The sequence below is a fragment of the Aliidongia dinghuensis genome, assembly GCF_014643535.1.
Classification (GTDB): domain Bacteria; phylum Pseudomonadota; class Alphaproteobacteria; order ATCC43930; family CGMCC-115725; genus Aliidongia; species Aliidongia dinghuensis.
The window spans coordinates 125,615-149,010 of the sequence record NZ_BMJQ01000016.1 but is presented as its reverse complement, the minus strand read 5'-3'; the positions used below and the strand labels follow the sequence as shown (position 1 = coordinate 149,010).

The following is a 23,396-nucleotide window of genomic DNA, read 5'->3' as shown; positions in this document are numbered from 1 at the left end:
GGCACCGTACAGCGCGCTTCCCGGCGCGGATGCCGCTGATAGGGCGGTTTGACCATATCGGTCTCCTGAGGTGACTTCACTTCTTCGCCAACTCGTCCGTGCTCCAGCCGCCGCCGAGCGCCGCAACGAGTGTCGCGCTTGCGACCATGCGGCTCTCGCGCACCTGCAGCTCGGACTGCTGGTCGCTCAGGAGCGCCGTCTGCGCCGTCACCACGGTGGTATAGGCGACGGTGCCGGCGCGGTATTCGTTGAGCGCGATGTCGAGCGAGCGCTGGGCGGCGCGGACCGCCTCGGCCTCGGCCGCTGCCTGCTTCTCCAGGATGCGCAGGCTCGACAGCTCGTCCTCGACCTGCTGGAACGCGGTCAGCACGGTCTGGCGGTAGTCGGCGACGCTCTTGTCATAGGTGGCTTCGGCCGCCTTGACCGCGGCACCGCGCTCGCCCGCATCGAACAGCGTCTCGCTGGCATTGGCGCCGAGCGACCAGACGCGGTTTGCCGCCCGAAACAGCTTGCCGAGCGGGTTGCCGCCGATGAAGCCGTAGTCGCCGGAGAGCGAGACGTCCGGGTAATAGGCCGCGACTGCGACGCCTATGAGCGCGTTCTCTTCGGCCATGGTGCGCTCGGCCGAGGCGATGTCGGGCCGGCGTTCGAGCAGGGTCGAGGGTAGGCCGGCCGGCACGTTCGGCACCTCGTTTGCCAAGGTGCCGGGCGGGATGGTGAGCGCCGCCGGCGGCTGGCCGGTCAAGACCGCGATCGCGTGCTCGAAGCTCTGCCGCTGGATGCCCGCGGCGATGAGCTCCGCCCGGGCGGCGGCGAGGACGGTCTCGGCCTGCGCCACGTCCGACGGCGCCGTCGTGCCGGCCGCGTACTGGTTCTGCGTGATGCGCAGCGCCTCCTCGTCCGCTTTGACCGTATCGGTCAGCAGCTGGGTCAGCGCGTCCTGGAAGCGCAGCTGGAAATAGTCGTTGGCGAGCGTTTCCTCGGCCGAGAGTGTCGCGTTCGCCAGATCGGCGGCGCTCACCTGGCTCGCGGCCACGTCGCTCTCGACCTGGCGGCGGATCTTGCCCCAGAGGTCGAGATCCCACGAGGCGGTGGCCTCGCCGGTAAATTGAGTGCGCGCGCGGTGGTTGACCGCAGAGCTGCTCGACGAACCGCTGCTGCTGCGGCTGCGCGTCGCGTCCGCCGTGAGCCCGATCGTCGGCCACTCCTGCGAGCGCGCCTCGTCGACGATCGCCTGCGCCTGGCGGTACTGCGCCTCGAAGCTCTTGATGTTCTGGTTCGAGAGCGCGACCTGGCTTTCCAGCTGATCCAGCGTCGGGTCGTGATAGATCGTCCACCAGGCGCCCTTGGGCAGGCTGTCGATCGGCTGGCTGAGCTTCCAGCCCTCGGGCGGCGCCTCCTTGAAGGCGGCAGCCGTGGGCGCATCGGGGCGCTTGTAGTCGGGGCCGACCGTGCAGCCGGCGACCAGCGCCACGACGACCAGGGAAACGTGCTGCTTCATCGTGCGGCCTCCGCCTGCAGGACACGCCGCGCGCGCGGGCGAAGCCGGTCGAGATAGAGATAGACGACCGGGGTCGTGTAGAGGGTGAGCGCCTGGCTCAGGATCAGGCCGCCGACGATCGCGACGCCCAAGGGCTGCCGGAGCTCGCTGCCGTCGCCCGTGCTGAAGGCGAGGGGGAGTGCGCCCAGAAGCGCCGCCGCGGTCGTCATCATGATCGGCCGGAAGCGCATCATGCAGGCCTCGAGGATGGCGGCCCGGCTGTCGAGCCCGCGCGTGCGCTCCGCCTCGAGCGCGAAATCGATCATCAGGATCGCGTTCTTCTTCACGATGCCGATCAAGAGGATCACGCCGATCATGGCGATGATGGTGAAGTCGAGGCGGAACAGCATGAGCGCCAGCACGGCGCCGACGCCGGCCGACGGCAGGGTCGAGAGAATGGTGAGCGGGTGGATGTAGCTCTCGTAGAGCACGCCCAGCACGATATAGACGGCGGCGAGGGCCGCCGCGATCAGGAGCTCCTCGTCCGAGAGCGAGGATTGGAACGTCTGCGCCGTGCCGGCGAAAGTGCCGACCAGGTCGGACGGCATCTTGAGGTTCCGCATGGCATTGTCGATGGCGGTCGAGGCGTCGCTCAGCGATTTGCCCGGCGGCAGGTTGAACGAGATCGTGGTCGCGACGAACTGGCTCTGGTGATTGACCGCGAGCGGCGTGTTGCCGGGGCCGAAATGGGCGATGGCCGAGAGCGGGATCATGGTCTCCTTGCCCGTGCTGACGGCGGCGCCGGCCGAGCCGTTGCCCTTGCCGGTCGAGCTGATCGAGTTCTGGCTGGCATTGCGCGCGGAGTCGCCGGCGCCGGCGCTGGCGGCACTCGTGCCGGCGGTGACGGTGCCGGCGGGCAGGTTTGAGGTCGCGGTGCCGCTCGCGGACCCACCCGACGTGCTGACCCAGATCTGGTTCAGCATCTCCGGGCTCTGCCAGTAGCGCGGCGCCACCTCCATGATGACGCGGTACTGGTTCAGCGCATTGAAGATGGTCGAGACGGCGCGCTGGCCGAACGCGTCATAGAGCGTGTTGTCGATCTCGGCCGCGGTGACGCCGAGGCGGGACGCGGTCGCGCGGTCGATCGTGAGATCGGTCTCGAGCCCCTTCTGCTGCTGGTCCGAACTTACGTCGGCCAGGTTCGGGTCGTTCTGCAGCGCGTCGAGCAGCCGGGGCGCCCAGGTATAGACCTCGGCCGTGTCCTGGCCCTGGAGCGTGAACTGGTAGGCGGCGTTGCTCTGCCGGCCACCGACGCGAATGTCCTGCACCGGCTGCAGGAACAGCCGGCCGCCCGGCACGTGGGACAGGTTGCGCCGGAGCCGCGCCATCACCGTGTCGATGTTGTCGCGGCTGCCGCGCGGCTTCAGCGCCACATAGACGCTGCCGGTGTTGGTCTGCGACGCGCCACCGCCACCGCCGGCACCGGTCGAGCCCACGACGGATTCGACCGCCGGATCGCGGCGCACGATGTCCATCATCTGTGTCAGCTTCTGGCTCATCAGCTGAAAGGACGTGCTCTGGTCAGCCTGGAGCGCGCCGATGAGTCGGCCGGTGTCCTGGGTCGGAAAGAAGCCCTTTGGAATCTCCACGATCAGCGCCACGTTGAGACTGACCGTCGCAATCAGCGCCAACAGTACGAGCCGGCGATGGTCGAGGGCGGCTGCGAGCGTGCGGGCGTAAAAATCCTGCGCCCGATCGAAGAACGTGCGCCGCTGCTGCCGCACTGGGTGGCGCGGGTTCAGCTTCAGGAACAGTGAGCACAGCATCGGCGTCGTCGTGAGCGAGATCGCCATCGAGATCAGGATGGCGAGCGAGAGCGTCAGCGCGAACTCGCGGAACAGCCGGCCGACGATGCCGCCCATCAGCAGGATCGGCAGGAACACGGCGATGAGCGAGATGGTGATCGAGACGACGGTGAAGCCCACCTCGCGCGCGCCCAGGAGTGTGGCCTCCCGCCGCGTGAGGCCGGCTTCGAGATGGCGCGAGATGTTTTCGAGCACGACGACCGCGTCGTCGACGACGAAGCCGGTCGAGATGGTGAGTGCCATCAGCGACAGGTTGTCGAGGCTGAAGTTCAGGAGATACATCGCGCCGAACGTGCCGATGACCGAGACCGGCACGGCGACCGCGGGGATGAGCGTCGCACGGAGGTTGCGCAGGAACGCGTAGACGACGAGCGTCACCAGGGCGACGGAGATCAGGAGCGTGCGCTCGGTCTCGGCGAGCGAGGCGCGGATCGTCGTCGTGCGATCGCTGGCGAACGTGATGTCGATGTCGTGGGGCAGCGCCGCCTTGAGCTTCGGCACCGCCTGGCGCACGCCGTCGACGGTCGTGATGATGTTGGCGCCGGGCGAGCGGAACACGATGACCAGCACGGCCGGCTGGCCGTTGGCAAGGCCGAGGTTGCGCAGGTCCTGCACCGAATCGAGCACGTCGGCCACGTCCTGCAGCCGCACGGCACGACCGTTGCGATAGGCCACGACGAGCGGCTTGTAGTCGGCGGCGTGGGTTGCCTGGTCGTTCGTGTAGATCTGGTAGCGCTGGTCGCTGAGCTCGATCGTGCCCTTGGGTGCGTTGGCATTGGCCGAGGAGAGGGCGGAGCGCACGTCCTCGAGCCCGATGCCATAGTTGAAGAGCGCCTGCGGGTTGAGCTCGACGCGCACGGCCGGCAGTGCCGCACCGCTGATGATCACCTGGCCGACGCCGGCGAGCTGCGACAGGTCCTGGGCCAGGACCGTGCTCGCCGCGTCGTACATCTGGCCGCGCGTCAGCGTCTTCGAGGTGAGTGCCAGGATCAGCACCGGCGCGTCGGCCGGGTTGACCTTGCGGTAGGTCGGGTTGCCCAAGAGGTTCGCCGGCAGGTCGGCGCGCGCGGCATTGATCGCCGCCTGCACGTCGCGTGCGGCGCCGTCGATGTCGCGGGAGAGGTCGAACTGCAGCGTGATGCGCGCCTGGCCGGTCTGGCTCTGCGACGTGATCTCCGTCACGTCGGCGATCTGGCCCAGGTGGCGCTCAAGCGGGCTCGCGAGGCTGGTTGCGACCGTCTCGGGATTGGCGCCGGGCAACTGGGCCGAGACCGAGATGGTCGGAAAATCGACCTCGGGCAGCGGCGCCACCGGCAGCTTCGCGAAGGCGAGCACGCCCGCGAGCGCGATCGCGATCGTCAAGAGCGTGGTCGCGACCGGGCGGCTGATGAAGGGCGCGGAGATGCTCATGACGGATGGATCGCGCTACCGGCGCCACGCCGCCCGCCGGCGGCCCAGACGGCGATGCGGTCGAAGGCCAGATAGATCACCGGCGTCGTGAACAGCGTCAGCACCTGGCTCACGATCAGGCCGCCGACGATCGCGATGCCGAGCGGCTGGCGGAGCTCGGAGCCGGTGCCGTGACCCAGCATCAGCGGCAGGGCGCCCAAGAGCGCCGCCATGGTCGTCATCAGGATCGGCCGGAAGCGCAAGAGGCAGGCCTGATGGATCGCATCGCGCGGGTGCTTGCCCTCGATCCGTTCGGCGACGAGCGCGAAGTCGATCATCATGATCGCGTTCTTCTTCACGATGCCGATGAGGAGGATGATGCCGATGATGCCGATGATATCGAGGTCGTCGCCGAACAGGCGCAGCGCCAGCAGTGCCCCGACGCCGGCCGACGGCAGGGTGGAGAGGATCGTGATCGGGTGGATGAAGCTCTCGTAGAGCACGCCCAACACGACATAGACCGCGACGAGGGCGGCCACGATCAGCAGGAGCTCGTTCGACAGCGACGACTGGAAGGCCGAGAGCGCGCCCTGGTAGGCCGTGAGGAAACTGTCGGGCAGGCCGATGTCGCGCTCCGCCTGGTCGATCTCGGTGACGGCCTGGCCCAGTGATGCGCCGGGCGCGAGGTTGAACGAGATCGAGGTCGACGGGAACTGGCCCAGGTGCTGGACCGACAGCGGGTTCGTGCGCTCGGAGGCATGGACGATCGCCGACAGGGGCACCTGGCCGGTCGTCGAGGTTGCCGACGGCAGGTAGAGCCCGTCGAGCGCCTGCTGGATCGTCTGGGCGTTCTGGGTCTCCGCGCGCAGGATCACGCGGTACTGGTTCGACTGGGTATAGAGCGTCGAGACGATGCGCTGGCCGAACGTATCGTAGAGCGCATTGTCGACCGTCGCGGGCGTGATGCCGAAGCGCGCGGCCGTTCCCCGGTCGATGGTGAGGTCGAGCGCTTTGCCTTGCTGCTGCAGGTCGCTCGCGACGTCCGAGAATTCCGGCAGGCGGCTCAAGCGCTCGATCAGTTTCGGGACCCAGGTGTTGAACTGGGTCGCGTCCGGGTTCTCGAGGAAGAACAGGTACTGGGCGCGGCTCACCGTCGAATCGATCGTCAGGTCCTGCACCGGCTGCATATAGAGCGTGATGCCCGGGACCTGGCGCACCTCCTCGTTGAGGCGCCGGATGATGGCGCTCGCATCGCCGGTGCGCTCGTCCTTGGGCTTCAGGTTGATGAGCAGCCGGCCGGCGTTGAGCGTGGTGTTGCTGCCGTCGACGCCGATGAAGGACGACAGGCTTTCGACGTCCGGGTCCTTGAGGATGGCGTCGGCCAGGGCCTGCTGGTTCGCTGCCATGGCGCCGAACGAGATGCTCTGCGACGCTTCGGAAATGCCCTGGATCGCACCCGTGTCCTGCACGGGGAAGAAGCCCTTGGGGATCCAGACGTAGAGCAGCACCGTCAGGCCGAGCGTCAGCACCGCCACGACAAGCGTCGCCGGCTGCCGGTCCAGCACCCAGTTGAGCGCCACGCCATAGCGCTCGATCAGCCCGTTGAATGCCCGCTCTGCCGCGAGATCGAACCGGTTGCGGCTCGCTGCCGGCCGATGCTTGACCATGAGCGCGCACAGCATCGGCACCAGCGTCAGCGACACGACCGCGGAGATGACGATGGTGACGGCGAGCGTGATGGCGAATTCATGGAACAGCCGGCCGACCACGTCGCCCATGAACAGCAGCGGGATCAGCACGGCGATGAGCGAGACGGTGAGCGAGATGATCGTGAAGCCGATCTCGTCCGAACCCTTCAAGGCGGCCTCGAGCGGCGTGTCGCCCTCCTCGACATAGCGGGCGATGTTCTCGATCATGACGATCGCGTCGTCGACGACGAAGCCGGTCGCGATCGTGAGCGCCATCAGCGACAGGTTGTCGAGGCTGAAGCCCAGGAGATACATGGCGGCAAGCGTGCCGACGAGCGACAGCGGCACCGACAGGCTCGGGATGACCGTCGCCGGCAGATTGCGCAGGAACAGGAAGATCACGAGCACGACGAGCGCCACCGCCAGGCCCAGCTCGAACTCGACGTCGGAGACCGAGGCGCGGATCGTCGTCGTCCGGTCGGTCAGCACGCGCACGTCGAGGGCGGCCGGGAGCGTCGCCTGCATCTGCGGCAGGAGCGCCTTGATGCCGTCGACCACCTGGATCACGTTCGAGCCCGGCTGGCGCTGCACGTTCAGGATCACCGACGGCGTGCGGTCGGCCCAGGCGGAAAGCTCGGTATTCTCCGCCCCGTCGACGACTTCGCCGACGTCGGAGAGATGGATCGGCCGGCCGTTCTTGTAGGCGACGATCAGCCCCCGATACTGGTCGGTGCTGGTCAGCTGGTCGTTGGCGTTGATCGTCGTCGACTGGGTGGCGCCGTCGAAGCTGCCCTTGGGCGTGTTGACGTTCTGGTTGCTGATGATGGTGCGGATGTCGTCGATCGCGAGCCCGTAGCTCGCCAGCGCCCTCGGGTTCATGACGACGCGCACGGCGGGGCGCTGGCCGCCGCTGATGCTGACCAGGCCGACGCCCGGGCGCTGCGAGATCTTCTGGGCGAGCCGCACGTCGACCAGGTCCTCGACCTTGGTCAAGGGCAGGGTCTTCGACGAGATGGCGAGCGTCAGGATCGGCGTGTCGGCCGGGTTCACCTTGGCATAGACCGGCGGCGTCGGCAGGTCGCTCGGCAGCAGGTTGCCGCCGGCATTGATCGCCGCCTGCACCTCCTGCTCGGCGACGTCGAGGTTGAGGTCCAGGTTGAACTGCAGCGTGATGACCGACGCGCCGCCCGAGCTGATCGAGGACATCTGATTGAGGCCCGGCATCTGGCCGAACTGCCGCTCGAGCGGGGCGGTGACCGCCGTTGCCATCACCTCGGGGCTCGCCCCCGGATAGAAGGTCTGCACCTGGATCGTCGGATAATCGACTTCCGGCAGCGCCGAGATCGGCAGGAACCGGTAGGCGACGATGCCGACGAGCAGGATCGCCATCATCAGGAGCGAGGTGCCGACCGGCCTGAGGATGAACGGGCGGGACGGGCTCATCCCTTGCGTCCGCTCCGTCCGCCCTTGGGATTGGACGGCGCCTGGTCGGGTGTCGATCCGGCGGGGGGCGGTATCGTGATCCGGGCGCCGTCGCGCAGCCGGTCGGCGCCATCGACCACGACCTGGTCACCGGGTTTGAGCCCGTCCTGGATCTGCACCATGCCGTTGTCGGTGATGCCAGTCTTGACCGACTGCACCGCGACCGTGCTGTCGGATTTCACAAGATAGACGAACGGCCCCGGTGCGCCCTGCTGCACGGCTGCGACCGGCGCGGTCGTCGCCCCCTTGATGGTCTGGACGAGGAGCTCGGCATTGACGAACTGCTGCGGGAAGAGGGCGTCGTCGTCGTTGGCGAACTGCGCCCTGAGCCTGACCGTACCGGTCGTGGTGTCGATCGCATTGTCGAGCGTCTGCAGCGTGCCGGTCGCGATCTGCGTCGCGTTGGCGCGATCGAAGATCGCGACCGACAAGGCGCCAGCGTGCATGGCCTTCGCCACCTGCGGCACGTCATCTTCCGGCAGGGTGAAGATGACCGTCATGGGCTTCGTCTGCGTGATGGTCACGAGACCGGTCGCGTCGCCGGTCTGCACGTAGTTGCCCGGGTCGACGAGACGCAGGCCGACACGGCCGTCGACGGGTGAGACGATGTGGCAATAGGTGAGATTGAGCTTGGCGCTGTCGATCGCCGCCTGGTCCGTGGTGATCGCCGCCTGGTCCTGCTGCACGAGGAAGACCTGGTCCTCGTACTGCTGCTTCGAAATGCTGTTCTGGCGGTTGAGCGTCTCATAGCGCTGCAGGTCGGTCTGGGCCTGCTTCAGAAGCGCCGTGTCCTTGGCCAGCTGGCCCTGCGCCTGCTCGAGCGACACCTGATAGGGGCGGGGGTCGATCTGGGCCAGGAAATCGCCCTTCTTGACCGCCTGTCCCTCGGTATAGCCGACGCTCATCAGCTGCCCGGCGATCTGGGTCTTGACCGTGACCGAGGCGAGCGGCGTCACCGTGCCGAGGCCGTTGTAGGTCAGCCGCAGGTCACCGGTGCCGATGGTCGCCACGCCGACCGGCTGCGCCGCGGCATCGGCGTTGCGCGCGGACCGGGTGGCGCTGCTGCCGCTCAAGAGGCGCCAGGCGACGAGGCCGATCACGGCGAGCAAGAGCAGCAAGAGAAGCGGCTTCAGCCACGAGCGGCGTTCCGGGGCCGAGGCAATGGTGTATTGCCCGGCGGGACCTTGCTTGGCCGGGCCGGGCCGCGGGTGGTCTTCGTGAAGGTCCATTCGTCACCTTTCCACGGTGGCTGTCGGTTGTGTTCGACCGCACCCGGCCGTCGGGCGGGCCTGCCACCGGCACTGTTTCGCCAACATCAACGTCCGGCAACCGTGCTCGATCTCTGGCAAAAATATTCCATGGGCTCCGGCGCTGGAGATTTCGGCGACGAGGGTGAACGGCGGCATGAACGTCGGGGAGGGGACGTGGGAGAAGATGATAGGGCCGCCGTTGTTTCCGTTGATGTCTCGCGCGGCGTCGATCTGCAACGGCGCGTGTCTTCCCTTACGAGGCGGCCCACGACCGCATCCCCGCATGGCTTCAGCGCTGCACCCACGCGCCAGTCACTCATGCGCCAGTCGCTCATGTGCCAGTGGGCAGCAGCTTGAACCGGCCGCGTCGCCATGCCAGTCTCCCCCGGCAGGTTTCCCCCGATCGCAGGCTCCTTCGTCGCCATCATGCCCATTCGTCTCCGCCAGCTTCTCGCCGTCGCCCTGGTGGCGACCGCCGCGTCCTGCTCCAGCGACGCGCCGCCACCGCCGCGATTCGCCGACATCCATTTCCTGGCCCTGCCGCCGTTCAAGCTGAACGTCAGCCAGATCCAGGTCGACAGCCGGTTCCAGCCGACGTTCAAGGAGCCGAACGTCGAGCACGAGTTCCCGGTGCCACCGCAGCGCGCGCTCGAGAACTGGGCGCATGACCGGCTTCTCGCGGTCGGCGGCCCCACGACGGGCTATGTTGCGCGCTTCACGATTGTGGACGCGAGCGTGCGCGAATCCGAGCTGCCGAAGAAGGAAGGCCTCACGGCCGTGTTCACCACCCAGCAGGCCGAGCGCTATGACGGCCATGTATCGGTGCTGCTGCAGATCATCAACCCGCAGGGTGTCGCGGAGCGGACGGCCTCGGCCGAAGCGGCTGTGTCGCGCAGCGTGCCGGAAGGCATCACGCTCAACGAACGCGACAAGGTCTGGTACGACATGACGCGCGACCTTATGGCCGACCTCGATCGGCAGCTGCAGAAGCAGGTCGATTCCGCCTTCCCCCCGTTCCGTCTCTGAGCCGGCGATGAGGGGGCGATACGCTCGACGGTTGGCACTGATGTCGCTCACGGTGCTTGCCGCCTGCACGGCGCCGGCGGTGCCATCCGGCCTGGCGCCGCGTTTCGGCGAGGTGAAGGCGCGTTTCGTCACCGGCCGCGACGTCGACGTGATCGAGGTCCGCGCCCTTGAGTCGAGTGCCATCCGCACGGCGACCCTGGTCATGCCGGACGGGACCCGCGTCGAGGCGGAGCAGATCGACGGGACGCCCTCGCCGAGCCTGCCCACAGCGCCGACCGCCGGCATCGGGCTTGGCGCCGAGAGCACCACGCTGGTCGGCCAGGTCGCTTCGGCGGCACTCATCCGGCTGCCGGACCCGCCCGCCTACCGGCAGGCCTGGAAGGCCGCGGTCATCGACGTGACGATCGGCGACGGCGCCGGGCGCCGGGCCGAGCGGCTGGCGGCCCCACCACCGCCATAAGCCCGCAACGGTCCCGTGCGAGGGTGCGGCGGGCTCGTCACGAGTATGATCAGTACGGGCATGATCAGTAAGCGAGACAGGAGCAGTACATGGTCGAGAGATTGACGCACGCGGAGCGGATCCGGTTCTTCCGGATCGACGATCAGGCCAAGAGCGCGCTCCGTGAGTTCAAGCCGGCCGTGGAGAAGGCGCTGCCGGAGATCTTGAAGGGCTTCTACGACCATCTGCGGCGGTGGCCCGTGGCCGCCAGGCTGTTCAAGGACGAGGCGGCGTTCAGCCGGGCGCGCGCGGCGCAGGCCGAGCATTGGCGCCGGCTGTTTCAAGCGACCTTCGACCAGGCCTATCTCGAATCCGTGCAGAAGGTCGGCAAGGCTCACGCCGACCTGGGCGTCGATCCGACCCTCTATATCGGCGGCTATGCCTATGTGCAGGGCGAGCTCAACCGGCTCGCGGTCGCGGAGGCCGGGTCCGGCTGGGGCGCCAAGGCCCGGCTCGCCAAGCTGCCGACACTGCTGGCGGCCATCGGCGGGGCGGTGGCGCTCGATGTCGATCTGTCGCTCGAGACCTATCATCACGCGATCGAGGCGCGGGCGGGCCGGCATGTGGAACAGCAGGCCGACGCCTTCAATGGCTCGGTCGGGAGCGTCGTCTCCGGCCTCGCGCGCGCCGCAGGCGACCTGCAGACGAATGCGAAGCAGATGACCGCGGCCGCCGACCGGTCGAGCCAGCGCGCCCAGAGCGTGGCACGCGCCTCGGAGCAGGCGACCGGCAACGTCAATACCGTCGCCGCTGCGGCCGAGGAGCTGTCGGCCTCGATCGGCGAGATCGCCCGCCAGGTCGGCAAGTCGAGCCAGATCGCCGGTGCCGCCGTGCGCCAGGCCGGCGAGACCAGCAGCACCATGCGCAGCCTGGCCGAGGCGGCCGACCGGATCGGCGAGGTCGTGCGGCTCATCAACGACATCGCAAGCCAGACCAACCTGCTCGCCTTGAACGCGACGATCGAGGCGGCGCGCGCCGGCGAGGCGGGCAAAGGCTTCGCCGTCGTGGCATCCGAGGTGAAGAGCCTCGCGAACCAGACCGCAAGCGCCACCGAGGACATCAAGAACCAAGTGGCGGAGATCCAGAGCGTCGCGGCCCAGGCGGTCGAGGCGATCAGCTCGATCGATCGCACGATCCGCGAGATCGATTCGATCGGCGGGGCGATTGCGGCCGCGGTCGAGCAGCAGGGGGCGGCGACCAGCGAGATCGCGCGCAACGTCCAGCAGGCGGCGAGCGGCACGGCCGAGGTGTCGAGCAACATCTCCGGTGTCACCGAGGCTGCGGCCGAGAACAGCCGGACCGCGGCCCAGGTACTGCAGGCCGCTACCGACCTCGGCCGCCAGGCCGACCTGCTGCGCACCGAGGTCGACGGCTTCCTGCGCCAGGTGCGCCAGCGGTAGCGGTTCCCAGGAGGACCATCAGCCCCTCTCCGCCGCCGAGGGCAGAGAGGGGATCGCGCTAATCCGGTCTTTCACCACCAGCAGGCCGCCCCGCGCGTGTTGACGTAGAGCGCATAGATCGACTGGCTCGCCGCCATGAACAGTCGATTGCGCTTGCGGCCGCCGAAGCACAGGTTGGCGCAGCGTTCGGGCAGTGCGATACGGCCGATCGGCTCGCCCTGGGGCGAGAAGACCATCACGCCGTCGAGCTCGGGGTCGCCCATGCCCCAGCCGCACCAGAGATTGCCGTCCTCGTCGACGCGGAAGCCGTCGGGCGTGCCCGGGCCGGCATCGATCAGGATGCGGCGGTTCGTGAGCCGCATGCCGTCGTCGACCACGTCGTATGCCAGGATGCGGCGCGGATTGCTCCGGCACTCGACGACATAGAGGATCTTTTCGTCGGGCGAGAACGCCAAGCCGTTCGGCCCCTCGATCTCGCCGCCGACCACGGTTGTCTCCCCTGTGCGCGGGTCGAAGCGATAGAGGTTCTGCGGCAGTTCCTGCGACGACTTGTGCCCCTCGTAGTCGCCGAGAATGCCGAACGGCGGGTCGGAGAACCAGACCGTGTCGTCGGACTTCACGACCACGTCGTTCGGCGAATTGAGCGGCTTGCCCTGGAACCTGTCGATCAGCACGGTGATCGTGCCGTCATACTCGGTGCGCGTCACGCGCCGGCCGCCGTGCTCGCAGGTGACGAGCCGGCCCTGGCGGTCGCGCGTGTTGCCGTTCGCGAAGTTCGACGGCTTGCGGAAGACGCTGGTGGCGCCGGTCTCCTCGTCCCAGCGCAGGATGCGGTCGTTCGGGATGTCGCTCCACAAGAGATAGCGCCCGTCGCCGAACCAGACCGGCCCTTCGGCCCAGCGGAAGCCGGTCGAGAGCCGCTCCACGGCGGCGAGCGTCACGCGGTATTTGGCAAAACTCGGATGCAGGATCTGGACGGCGGGGTCAGGATAGGCGGTCGCGGCTTGCCACATGCGGGCCTCCGGTGGTGGTGGACGAAAGGGATGGAACGGGTCAGCCGCGCAGCATCGCGGCGGCGGCCTGGGTTTCGGCCTCGATCTCCTGGATGACGGCCGCCGTCGCCCGGCCGATCGGGTCGAGCGCCGCGACCTCGGCGATCCGCGCGCGTGCCGGCTCGAGTTCGCGATCCTGCAGGATCAGACGGAAGATGCCGCAGACGTCGGCCAGGTTGATGAGCGCCACATCATGGGCGTCGGGCGTGCAAGTGCCCAGCAGGATCGAGAGCAGGCGCAGTTTCGCCTCCTTGAGCTCGCGATCGTCGACGACAGGGTAGCGCCGGGTCTCCATGACCCAGAGGAATTTTTCGCAGACTTCCCTGAGCACGCCGCGCCGCAGCAGCCGGTCGAGCGCCTCGTCATAGAACGCCTCGCCCTCGGCGGCGAAATGCCGGATCCAGGCGGCCGCATCGAGCCGGGCTGGTGCTGCCGCCAGCTCGACGAGCGCGGGGTCGAGCAGCGGCTCGCCGGTCGCAGCCGGATCGGTGACCGCGAGGCAGGCGGCTTCCACGCAGATCCGCCCGCGGATCTCGAGGTCCATCAGCACGGCTCCGGCGAGCCCGCAGGTCAGTCCCGCGCGCGAGATCGGCGCCAGATGGCCGGTCCTGTCGTCGAGCAGCAGCAGCAATAGTTCTTCGGCGAGCGTCACCATGGTGTTTTCTCCCGGGTGTTCTCCCGCGGGCGCTTACCGATCTTAATGCTGATCGAGGTGGGACTGGAACAGCGGTCTCAAGGCATCGTCGGCACCGTTCAGCAGGATCTGCGCACCGATGCACAGGAGGATGAAGGCCGAGAGCCGCGTGAAGATGCGCGTGCCGGTGTGGCCGAGGAGCGTCGACAGCCGATCGGCATAGCGGTAGATGCCCCAGATCACCGCACCCATGAGGACGGCCGCGAGCGAGTTGCCGGCGAAGAACGGGATCAGCTCGTGCACCGCCGGCGGCCGGTTCGAGCCCAAGGTGATCGCGACCGAGATCGTGCCGGGGCCGGTCGTGAACGGCATGGTCAGCGGGAAGAACGCGGCATCCTCGGGATTGGCGGCATGGACCGCCTGTTCCTGCTTGCGCGCCTCCTGCCGTTCGGGCGCGAACAGCAGGCCCCAGGCGCTCGCCACCACGACGAGGCCGCCGGCCAGCCGGAGCGCGCTCAGCGTGATGCCGAAGAAATTCATGACCGTGGTGCCGGCCCAGAGGGCGACAAGCATGATGAAGGTGGCGTAGAGCGCCACCTTGCCCGCAAGCCGCTTGCGCTCATCGGGCGTATTGTCGGCCGTCAGCTGGCTGAAGATCAGTGCGCAGGCGATCGGATTGACGATCGAGAACAGTGCCGGAAAGGCCAGGAGCAGGCTGTCGGTCGTGCTGTTCCAGCTGTTCATGGCCTTGTTCGCGCATCTTGTTCTTGGTCTTCAAGCGTTATCCGCTTTGGCAGGCGAGGCCAAGTCCAAAGGTGCCGCGATGGGCGATGGCAAAGGCCCTCTCCCGCTGGCGGGAGAGGGTGGCGAGCACAAGCGAGCCGGGTGAGGGGCGTTGGGCCTGGTAAGGCTCTCTACCCCGCCTTCTTCTCGGCGGCGAGCAACGCCTGCTTGCGCTCGAGACCCCAGCGATAGCCGGCGAGCTTCCCGCCTGCACCCACGACGCGGTGGCAGGGGATCGCCATGGCCAGCTCGTTGGTGGCGCAGGCGCGCGCCACGGCGCGGGCGGCGGTCGGCTGGCCCAGGGCCGCCGCGACCTCGCCATAGGTCTGGGTCCGGCCGGGCGGGATCGCCTGGAGCGCGCGCCAGACCCGGCGCTGGAACGCCGTGCCCTGCACATCGAGCGGCAGGCTCAGGCCGCGCGAAGGCGTTTCGATATAGGCCGCGATCGTGGCGACATGATCGGCAAGCGTCTGGTCCGCGCGGCTGCGATCGGCCGACGGGAAGCGCGCCGCAAGCTCGGCCTCGAGCGCGGTCTCGTCCGCGCCGAACTCGATCATGCAGACGCCATCCGCCGTGGCCGCGATCAAGAGCGGCCCGAGCGTGGTCTCGGTCACGGTCCAGTCGATCCGCTTGCCCTTGGCGCCCTTCTGGAACGCGGCGGGCGTCATGCCGAGCGTCGCATGGGTCGTCTCGTAGAGCCGGCTCGACGAGCCGAAGCCGGCACCGTAGATCGCCTGGGACACGGGCGTGCCGTCGCCCAGCTCCTGCTTCAGCCGCTCGATGCGGCGGGCGGCGGCATAGTCCTTGGGCGTCACGCCGAGTGCCGCCTTGAACACGCGGTGGAAGTGGAACGGGCTCATGCCGACCGCGTCCGCAAGCTCGGCCAAGGCAGGCGGCGTCTCGGCTTCGTCGATCATCCGGCAGGCGCGGCGGACCGCGTCCGCCTGCGTCTCCTCGATCGAGCGACCCGTCGGCCGGCAGCGCTTGCAGGCGCGGAAGCCCGCGGCTTCGGCGTCCGCGATCGTGTCGAAGAAGCGCACATTCTCGCGCCGCGGCTGGCGCGCCGCACAATTGGGCCGGCAATAGACGCCGGTCGTCGCGACCGCGAAAAAGAACTGCCCATCGGCGGCCCGGTCGCGGGTGCACACCGCCTGCCAGCGCGCCTCGTCGCTCCCATAGCGGCGGGCTTCGGCATCATTGGCCTTGACTGGGGCAACCTGGGTCGGGGCGACGTCGATCCTGGTCATGGCTTGCATGGTCCCATCTCCTGATGAACTCTCGTTATCAGGAATGTGGTCGATCGGCCGTCGGCCTGACATCCGGCCCTTGCGGTCGAATTATTGTTTCGCCACCCAGTCGCCGAGCCGATCGAGGAACCGGCCGCCCTGGGCAAATTGGTCGAGCGAGATGAATTCGTCGGCCTTGTGCGCCTGCTCGATCGAGCCTGGGCCGCACACGACGGCGCTCATGCCGGCCTCCTGGAACAGCCCGGCCTCCGTGCCGAACGAGACGACGCTCGTGCCGTTGGCGCCGGTGAGCTCGCGCACCAGCGCCTCCGCAGCGCCCTCCGGCTCCGGCACCAGGCAGGGCAGGTCGATGTCCGCCTCGGTCACGATCGCGGCGCCCGGATGGACCCTGCGCATGCGCGGCAGGAGCTCATCCTCGACGAAGCGGCCGAGCCGCTCCTTGATGTCATGGTCATGGTCGCCCGGCATCAGCCGGTACTGCCAGACGATGCGGCAGTCGCGCGCCACGATGTTGTGGGCAGTGCCGCCCTCGATCACGCCGACGTTGAAGGTGGTATAGGGCGGCTCGAACGGGCTGCCCGCGACCGGCTTTGCCTTGCGCTCCTCGGCCATCCGGCCGATCAGCTGCAGGATCTCGGCCCCGGCCATGATCGCGTTCACCCCCTTGTCGGGCGCGCTCGAATGGCCTTCGAGCCCGGTGATGCGTGTCGTCAGGATCGTCGCCCCCTTGTGGGCGTTGGCCACGGTCATGAGCGTCGGCTCGCCGATGATGGCGAGGCGCGGGCGGCGCTCTCCGGTCGGCAGATCGGCCAAGAGATGGCGCACGCCGTGGCAGCCGACCTCCTCGTCGAACGAGAAGGCGTAATGGATCGGCACGCGCCGGGCCTGCTGCTTGAAGCGCTCGGCCCGGGCCAGCGCCAGCGCGATGAAGCCCTTCATGTCGGCGGTGCCGCGGCCGTAGAACTTGCCGTCGCGTTCGACGAGGCGGAACGGGTCGCTCGACCAATCCTGGCCGTCGACCGGCACCACGTCGGTATGACCGGACAGCACGACGCCGCCCGGGATTTCCGGCCCGATCGTCGCGAACAGGTTGGCCTTCTGCTGGTCCGCGTCGTAAGTCAACCGCGTGGCGATGCCGTGGCCGTCGAGATAGTTCGCGGCCCAGTCGATCAAGGCCAGGTTCGACTTGGCCGAGGTCGTGTCGAACCCGATCAGCCGGTCGAAGAGCGCGCGGTCATGGGCCGTGTCCATGATCAAACGCCCCGCTTCAAACGCCCAACCATCAAACGCTGGGCCCGGGGTTGCTGGGCGAGTTGAGCATGGCCAGGAACTCGCGGCGGGTCGTGGCATCGTCGCGGAACACGCCCAGCATGCGGCTCGTCATCATCGAGACGCCGGGCTTGTGCACGCCGCGCGTCGTCATGCATTGATGCGCCGCGTCGATCACGACGGCGACGCCGCGCGGCTGCAGCACGTCGTTCAGCGTGTTGGCGATCTGCGCCGTCATCTTCTCCTGGATGGTCAGGCGCTTGGCATAGACCTCGACCAGGCGGGCGAGCTTCGAGATGCCGACGACGCGCCGGTCCGGCAGATAGGCGATATGCGCCCGGCCGATGATCGGCGCCATATGGTGCTCGCAATGGCTCTCGAACCGGATGTCCTTCAGGAACACGATCTCGTCGTAGCCCTCGACCTCCTCGAACGTCCGTTCCAGGATCGCCTGCGGATCTTCGCTATAGCCCGCGAACCACTCCTCGAACGCGCGCACGACCCGGTCGGGCGTGCCCTCCAGGCCCTCGCGCGCCGGATCGTCACCGGCCCAGCGCAGCAGCACTCTGACCGCCGCCTCGGCCTCGGTCCGGGTTGGCTTCTTGCCCGGCCGGTTGTTGAGCCGGGTCGGCTTCTCGTCGGACCGGGTCAGCTTCTCCAACGTTCCATCGGCCATCCTGCTAATTCCTTGATCGCTTGCTAGTGCCGTTGCGTCGGCTGGTGAGGGGAGTCGAGCGAGAAGGCGGGAATGCGCACGTCGAACGCCTCGCCGTCCGACGTCTCCATCTGATAGGTGCCGTCCATGATGCCGGACGGGGTCGAGAGCGGCGTGCCGCTCTGGTATTCAAACGACTGTCCGGGCGCCAGCACCGGCTGCTCGCCGACGACGCCGGCGCCCTTCACCTCTTGGCGGCGGCCGATGCCGTCGGTAATGCGCCAGTGCCGGCTCCTGAGCTGTACCGTCTCGCGGCCCAAGTTCTCGATAAGCACCCGATAGGCCCACACGAAATGATTCTCGTCGGGCGAGGATTGGTCGTCGAGGTAGATCGGGCGCACGGTGACGCGAATATCGCGAGTCGTCTCGGAGTACATGGGCGTTCACTTCTTCGCCGGCGCTGCTTCGTCCGGACGCACTTTTGAAAGAGGGTGGGGCTGGACTCGCGCCGTTGCAAGTCCGGCCCGGCCGAATGTCATCCCTGTCTTGCCCCAAGCGGGCGGCGGCAGGCAACCCCTGCCGGGCCGGAACCAGGCATGGGGCAGCCTTACGGGACGACCGACGCCCAACCCCCTTGCCAGGTCCAAGGCCGCTCCCTATAGTCCGCCGCCGTGCCCTGGACGATCATTCTAACATCGATCCCGGCACCACGCGCCGCCCCAGCGGCCCGGCGCGGGTGTAGCTCAATGGTAGAGCAGAAGCTTCCCAAGCTTACGACGAGGGTTCGATTCCCTTCACCCGCTCCAGTTTCCTTGAAGAAAACCAGGTGTCGATCGACTAAGGCCCGGCCTGACGGCGCTCGCCGAACCGATCTGCGGTCGGGCCATCATCGTAACCCGCGCCGGCAGTGCGCCCCGGGTTGCCATGCACCCAAAAGCAGTCCTATCGTACTGGCTCGTGAGTTTGATCGGTCGTACCCCGGAGCGGACGTTCGGATTCATCTCCTTGATCCATCTCGATGCCGACGGCGGCAACCTCGTGACAGGCAGCACTGCGCAACACAGCTTGCGGTGGTGCCCCGATGCGTCGCAGGCCGTGAAGCCGGATCACTTTTCACGGACTGATGAACTTTAGGCTCGGAAAGGGAAAAGCGGAACTCGATCGGAGGAAACATGCCAAGTGAAAGCAAGTGCCCGTTCACAGGCGGGACGCGCGGCCCCACGAATCGTGACTGGTGGCCGAACCAGCTGAATCTTCAGGTTCTCCACCAACACTCGGCCCTGTCCAATCCCATGGGCGAGACGTTCGACTACGCCAAGGAATTCAAGAGTCTCGACCTCAACGCCGTCGTCAAGGATCTCAATGTCCTGATGACGGACTCGCAGGACTGGTGGCCGGCCGACTTCGGTCACTATGGCGGGCTGTTCATTCGGATGGCGTGGCACGCCGCCGGCACGTACCGCATCGGCGACGGCCGCGGCGGCGCCGGCGCCGGCCAGCAGCGCTTCGCGCCCACCAACAGCTGGCCGGACAACGCCAACCTCGACAAGGCGCGCCGGCTCTTGTGGCCGATCAAGCAGAAATACGGCCGGAAACTCTCCTGGGCCGACCTGATCGTTCTCGCGGGCAACGTCGCCCTCGAATCGATGGGCTTCAAGACGTTCGGTTTCGGCGGCGGGCGCCCCGACACGTGGGAACCCGATGACAGCATCTACTGGGGCCCCGAGGGCAAATGGCTGGCGGACGAGCGCTATACCGGCGACCGGGATCTGCAGACCCCCCTGGGTGCCGTGCAGATGGGGCTCATCTACGTCAATCCGGAAGGCCCGAACGGCAAGCCGGATCCCGTCGCGGCGGCGCGCGATATCCGCGAGACCTTCCGCCGCATGGCCATGAACGACGAGGAAACGGTGGCGCTCATCGCCGGGGGGCATACCTTCGGCAAGACCCATGGCGCCGGCGATGCGACCCTGGTGGGTGCGGAGCCGGAAAGTGCCGCCATCGAGGAGATGGGCCTCGGCTGGAAAAGCAAGTTCGGCACGGGCAAGGGCGGTGACGCGATCACCAGCGGCATCGAGGTCATCTGGTCCAAGACGCCGACGAAATGGAGCAACGAGTACTTCTCGAACCTGTTCGGCTACGAATGGGAACTGACCAAGAGTCCGGCCGGCGCCTACCAGTGGACGCCGAAGGGCGGCGCCGGCGCCGGCACGGTGCCGGATGCGCACGACCCGACACAGCGGCACGCGCCGGCCATGCTGACGACCGACCTCTCCCTGAGGCTCGATCCGGCTTACGAAAAGATCTCGCGGCGCTTCTACGAGAACCCGGATCAGCTCGCCGATGCGTTCGCCCGGGCATGGTTCAAGCTGACGCACCGCGACATGGGCCCGGTCGCCCGCTACCTCGGCCCGCTCGTGCCGAAGGAGCAGCTGGCCTGGCAGGACCCGGTCCCCGCCGTGGATCATCCGCTGGTGGGCGAGCAGGAGATTGCAGCCTTGAAGGCGAAGATCCTCGCGTCCGGCCTCACCGTGTCCCAGCTGGTCACGACGGCCTGGGCGTCGGCGTCGACGTTCCGTGGCTCCGACAAGCGGGGCGGCGCGAACGGCGCCCGCATTCGCCTGGCACCGCAAAAAGACTGGGACGTCAACCAGCCGGCCGAGCTCGCGACGGTGCTGCACACACTCGAAGCGATCCAGAAGGAGTTCAATGCGTCCCAGTCGGGCGGCAAGAAGGTTTCGCTGGCCGACCTGATCGTTCTCGGCGGTAGTGCCGCGATCGAGAAAGCCGCGAAGGACGCCGGGCTGAATGTGAATGTCCCGTTCACACCGGGGCGCACGGACGCATCGCAAGACCAGACCGACGTGGAATCCTTCGCACCGCTGGAACTGACGGCCGATGGGTTCCGCAACTATCTCCGCGCCGAGCAGCGCCTCTCGGCCGAGGAACTGCTGGTCGATCGGGCACAACTGCTGACGTTGACGGCGCCGCAGATGACGGTTCTCGTCGGCGGCCTCCGCGTGCTCGGCGCCAATGCCGGGAAGTCCAAACACGGCGTCTTCACCAAGCGGCCGGGCACGCTGACGAACGACTTCTTCATCAACCTGATCGACATGAGCACGCTGTGGCAGCCGGCCGATGGTCCGGACGGCGTGTACGAGGGGCGCGACCGGAAGACGAACGAGGTCAAGTGGACCGGCACGCGCGCCGATCTCATCTTCGGGTCGCACTCGCAGCTGCGGGCGCTTGCGGAAGTCTACGCGTGCGCGGACTCGAGGGAGAAGTTCGTGAAGGACTTCGTGGCGGCGTGGACCAAGGTGATGAACCTCGATCGCTTCGAGCTTGCCTGATCCAGCAAGACGCGCCAGGGGATTAGCTTGTTTTGGGCGCCGGCGGGATCTCCGGCCGGCGCCTTTTTTTGCCGAACCCCGCAGCTAGGGACAAATGATTTGCTGACCCGCAGCAGGCCCCGTCATCGCTGCGAACGCGCGCGGGCGCGGGCCTGCGGGAAGAGGCGGCCGAGCCAGGCGAGGAACATGTCGACGCTGGGCGCGCTGCGCCGGCGCGGCTCCACGATGGAGCACCAGCTGCCCTCGGCGCGCACGGTGGTCGAGAACGGCCGGACGAGTGCCCCGTCCTGGACATGCTGCGAGGAGAGCACATCGCTCACCAGCACCATGCCGTCGCCGTGGAGGGCGACGTCGATCGCGACGCTCACGTCGGTGAAATACATGTGCCGGCCGCCCGGCAGCGCCTGATCGCGCCCGGCCGCGACGAGCCAGCGGCGCCATTCCGTGCCATCGTCCTGGTGCAGCAGCAGGACCTCCGACAGTTCGTCGATCCGCTTGATCAGGCCGCCCCGGTCGCCCAGCAGCCGGGGGCTGCAGGCGGGCGAGAGCTCGGCGGCCGACAGGACTTCGACGAACTTGCCGGGCCAGCCGCCGCGGCCGAAGGCGATGCCGACGTCGATACCGGGCGCGGTCGGGATCGCGTCGTTGTCCATCACATGCACCGTGCAGCGGATCGATGGGTGCGTCCGGGCGAATTCGCCGAGCCGGGGCGCCAGCCACTTGCTGGCGAACATCGGCGGTGCCGCGATCGCGAGCGGCCCCGACGTTTCGCCATGGCGCGTCGCGAGCTGTGATGCCGCGTCGGCGATCGTGGCGAGGCCTTCCTGGACGCTCTGGTGAAACAGCCGGCCGGCGTCGGTCAGGGCCAAGCGGCGGCCGCGCCGCTCGAACAGGCGGAAGCCGATCGCCTCCTCCAGGCGCCGCATCTGGTGGCTGACCGCACTGTCCGTCAGATGCAGCGCGCGCGCCGCCCGGGCGAAGCTCTCATGGCGGGCCGCGTGGTCGAAGGTGCGGAGCGGGTCCAAAGGCAGCGGTCGCATGGCCGTTCTTCATGAAATGAATTCATCTATCTAGTGATCAAAGATCGTTTTGTGTCAATTTTCCGTCACGTCACTATGAGCGGTAACGGGCACATGCCTTCTCGAGCCGCGGGAGCAGGAGATGGGACGGAGAGCACGGTTGGCGGGTTCCTTTGGCGTCTTGGCGATGGTCGCGGCTGGTGTCGCGGCCGGCACGCCGGCCCTGGCGGAGCCGGATCTCGTCGTCGCCGCCGCCGGACCGTTCACGGGGTCCGCGGCAGCGTTCGGCGAGCAGATGCGCAGCGGCGCCGAGCTGGCGGTGGCCGATCTCAACAAGCAGGGCGGCGTTCTGAAGCGCCACCTCAAGCTCCGGCTCGGCGATGATCAATGTGAGCCGAAGCAGGCCGTGAGCGTCGCGAACCAGTTGAGCGGCGCCGGCGTCTTCGCGGTCGTCGGGCATTTCTGCTCGTCCTCGTCCATTCCCGCGTCCGCCGTCTATCACGAAGCCGGCCTGCCGATGATCACGCCGGCCTCGACGAACCCGGCGCTGACCGACGACGCGTCGACCAAAGGCTGGAACGAGATCTTCCGGACCTGCGGTCGGGACGACGCGCAGGGCGCCGTGTCCGGGCAATATCTGGCGGCCCATTTCAAGCGCGTGGCGATCGTTCACGACAAGTCCGCCTTTGGCCTGGGCGTCGCGACCCAGACAACGAAGGGCATGAACGGCGCCGGTCTTCACGAGGTGCTCGAGGAGAGCGTCAACCAGGGAGAGCGGGATTTCTCGGCGCTCATCAGCAAGCTCAAGGAGGCTCGGGTCGATGCCGTCTATTACGGCGGCTACCAGACCGAGGCCGGGCTGCTGATCCGCCAGGCCCATGACCAGGGCCTGGGCGCGACCTTCATCGCGAGCGACGGCATTCTGACGGATGACTTCTGGCGGATTGCCGGGCCCGCGGCCGAAGGGACGCTGATGACGCATCCGCCGGATCCGCGGAAGAGTGCGGCCGGCCAGGCCCTCGTCGCCGAGTTCAAGGCAGCGGGCCAGAGCCCAGACGGCTTCGCGCTCTACACCTACGCGGCGTTCCAGGTGCTGGCCGAGGCGGCGACCGCGGCGGGTAGCGTCGATGCGCCGAAGCTCGAAGCGGCGCTCCACAGCGGCCGGCCGTTCGAGACCGTCGTCGGCCAGATCCGCTTCGACGCCAAGGGCGACATCGTGGACCCGAAATACGTCATGTACGCCTGGCACGACGGCAACTACGTGGAACAGTAATCGGCTTCTGGCCGAAACAGATATCGAGACGCCTT

17 protein-coding genes and 1 tRNA gene are annotated in these 23,396 nt (G+C 67.8%); 6 read left to right on the top strand and 12 right to left on the bottom strand.

The genetic code is table 11. From position 1 onward, the window contains the following. Positions 1-76 precede the first annotated feature (76 nt). From IEY58_RS26475 to IEY58_RS26460, 4 genes are read right to left on the bottom strand one after another with little or no spacing between them, the layout of a single operon-like run. Entirely contained in the window at positions 77-1,501 is a 1,425-nt protein-coding gene (locus tag IEY58_RS26475) for an efflux transporter outer membrane subunit (protein WP_189051170.1), read from the bottom strand. Further along, the gene (locus tag IEY58_RS26470) at positions 1,498-4,755 is read right to left on the bottom strand and encodes an efflux RND transporter permease subunit (protein WP_189051169.1); all 3,258 of its coding nucleotides are present in this window, start codon (positions 4,753-4,755) and stop codon (positions 1,498-1,500) included. The genes IEY58_RS26475 and IEY58_RS26470 overlap by 4 nt, the downstream gene beginning before the upstream one ends. Beyond that, positions 4,752-7,865, bottom strand: coding sequence for an MdtB/MuxB family multidrug efflux RND transporter permease subunit (locus IEY58_RS26465; RefSeq protein ID WP_189051168.1), 3,114 nt, complete (start codon positions 7,863-7,865; stop codon positions 4,752-4,754). Before IEY58_RS26465 ends, IEY58_RS26470 begins: the two co-directional genes overlap by 4 nt. Further along, a complete protein-coding gene (locus tag IEY58_RS26460; RefSeq protein ID WP_189051167.1) occupies positions 7,862-9,133 on the bottom strand; it encodes an MdtA/MuxA family multidrug efflux RND transporter periplasmic adaptor subunit in 1,272 nt (423 codons plus the stop codon). The genes IEY58_RS26465 and IEY58_RS26460 overlap by 4 nt, the downstream gene beginning before the upstream one ends. Before the next feature lie 447 nt (positions 9,134-9,580). Here IEY58_RS26460 and IEY58_RS26455 point away from each other — a divergent pair, with 447 nt between their 5' ends. From IEY58_RS26455 to IEY58_RS26445, 3 genes are all read left to right on the top strand, one after another. Then, complete coding sequence (locus IEY58_RS26455; RefSeq protein ID WP_189051166.1) at positions 9,581-10,180, top strand: hypothetical protein; 600 nt, start codon at positions 9,581-9,583, stop codon at positions 10,178-10,180. Positions 10,181-10,220: 40 nt separating this feature from the next. Next, on the top strand, positions 10,221-10,640 hold the full coding sequence (locus tag IEY58_RS26450) for a hypothetical protein (RefSeq protein WP_189051165.1): 420 nt from the start codon (positions 10,221-10,223) through the stop codon (positions 10,638-10,640). A gap of 89 nt (positions 10,641-10,729) precedes the next feature. Continuing rightward, positions 10,730-12,079 (top strand): globin-coupled sensor protein, encoded by a 1,350-nt coding sequence (locus IEY58_RS26445; protein WP_189051164.1) that lies wholly within the window; start codon positions 10,730-10,732, stop codon positions 12,077-12,079. A 71-nt stretch (positions 12,080-12,150) separates the two neighbouring features. Here IEY58_RS26445 and IEY58_RS26440 read toward each other — a convergent pair whose 3' ends face one another. The 7 genes from IEY58_RS26440 to apaG all read right to left on the bottom strand — a co-directional run bounded on the left by IEY58_RS26440 (position 12,151) and on the right by apaG (position 18,156). Next, positions 12,151-13,092 carry an SMP-30/gluconolactonase/LRE family protein gene (locus IEY58_RS26440; protein WP_189051163.1) on the bottom strand — a complete coding sequence of 314 codons (942 nt, stop codon included), beginning with the start codon at positions 13,090-13,092 and terminating at the stop codon, positions 12,151-12,153. Between the two features lie 40 nt (positions 13,093-13,132). Further along, entirely contained in the window at positions 13,133-13,786 is a 654-nt protein-coding gene (locus IEY58_RS26435; protein ID WP_189051162.1) for a GOLPH3/VPS74 family protein, read from the bottom strand. A gap of 42 nt (positions 13,787-13,828) precedes the next feature. Beyond that, positions 13,829-14,509, bottom strand: a complete 681-nt coding sequence (locus IEY58_RS26430; RefSeq protein WP_189051161.1) for a MarC family protein — start codon at positions 14,507-14,509, stop codon at positions 13,829-13,831. A gap of 170 nt (positions 14,510-14,679) precedes the next feature. Then, positions 14,680-15,795 carry a bifunctional DNA-binding transcriptional regulator/O6-methylguanine-DNA methyltransferase Ada gene (ada, locus tag IEY58_RS26425; RefSeq protein WP_189051160.1) on the bottom strand — a complete coding sequence of 372 codons (1,116 nt, stop codon included), beginning with the start codon at positions 15,793-15,795 and terminating at the stop codon, positions 14,680-14,682. A gap of 90 nt (positions 15,796-15,885) precedes the next feature. Then, the gene (argE, locus tag IEY58_RS26420; RefSeq protein WP_189051159.1) at positions 15,886-17,046 is read right to left on the bottom strand and encodes an acetylornithine deacetylase; all 1,161 of its coding nucleotides are present in this window, start codon (positions 17,044-17,046) and stop codon (positions 15,886-15,888) included. Between the two features lie 31 nt (positions 17,047-17,077). Further along, complete coding sequence (folE, locus tag IEY58_RS26415) at positions 17,078-17,740, bottom strand: GTP cyclohydrolase I FolE (protein WP_189051158.1); 663 nt, start codon at positions 17,738-17,740, stop codon at positions 17,078-17,080. Positions 17,741-17,763: 23 nt separating this feature from the next. Continuing rightward, a complete protein-coding gene (gene apaG / locus IEY58_RS26410) occupies positions 17,764-18,156 on the bottom strand; it encodes a Co2+/Mg2+ efflux protein ApaG (RefSeq protein WP_189051157.1) in 393 nt (130 codons plus the stop codon). Between the two features lie 295 nt (positions 18,157-18,451). On the opposite strand from apaG, the gene IEY58_RS26405 reads away from it, so the two are divergent. After that, positions 18,452-18,525 (top strand) — tRNA-Gly (locus IEY58_RS26405). A gap of 366 nt (positions 18,526-18,891) precedes the next feature. Continuing rightward, positions 18,892-21,069, top strand: coding sequence for a catalase/peroxidase HPI (gene katG, locus IEY58_RS26400; protein ID WP_189051156.1), 2,178 nt, complete (start codon positions 18,892-18,894; stop codon positions 21,067-21,069). 122 nt (positions 21,070-21,191) lie between these two features. On the opposite strand, the gene IEY58_RS26395 is transcribed toward katG, so the two are convergent. Then, positions 21,192-22,109 carry a LysR substrate-binding domain-containing protein gene (locus IEY58_RS26395; protein WP_189051155.1) on the bottom strand — a complete coding sequence of 306 codons (918 nt, stop codon included), beginning with the start codon at positions 22,107-22,109 and terminating at the stop codon, positions 21,192-21,194. Between the two features lie 139 nt (positions 22,110-22,248). Between IEY58_RS26395 and IEY58_RS26390 the strand changes: the two genes are divergently transcribed. Continuing rightward, entirely contained in the window at positions 22,249-23,361 is a 1,113-nt protein-coding gene (locus IEY58_RS26390; protein ID WP_229743965.1) for a branched-chain amino acid ABC transporter substrate-binding protein, read from the top strand. Positions 23,362-23,396: the final 35 nt, after the last annotated feature.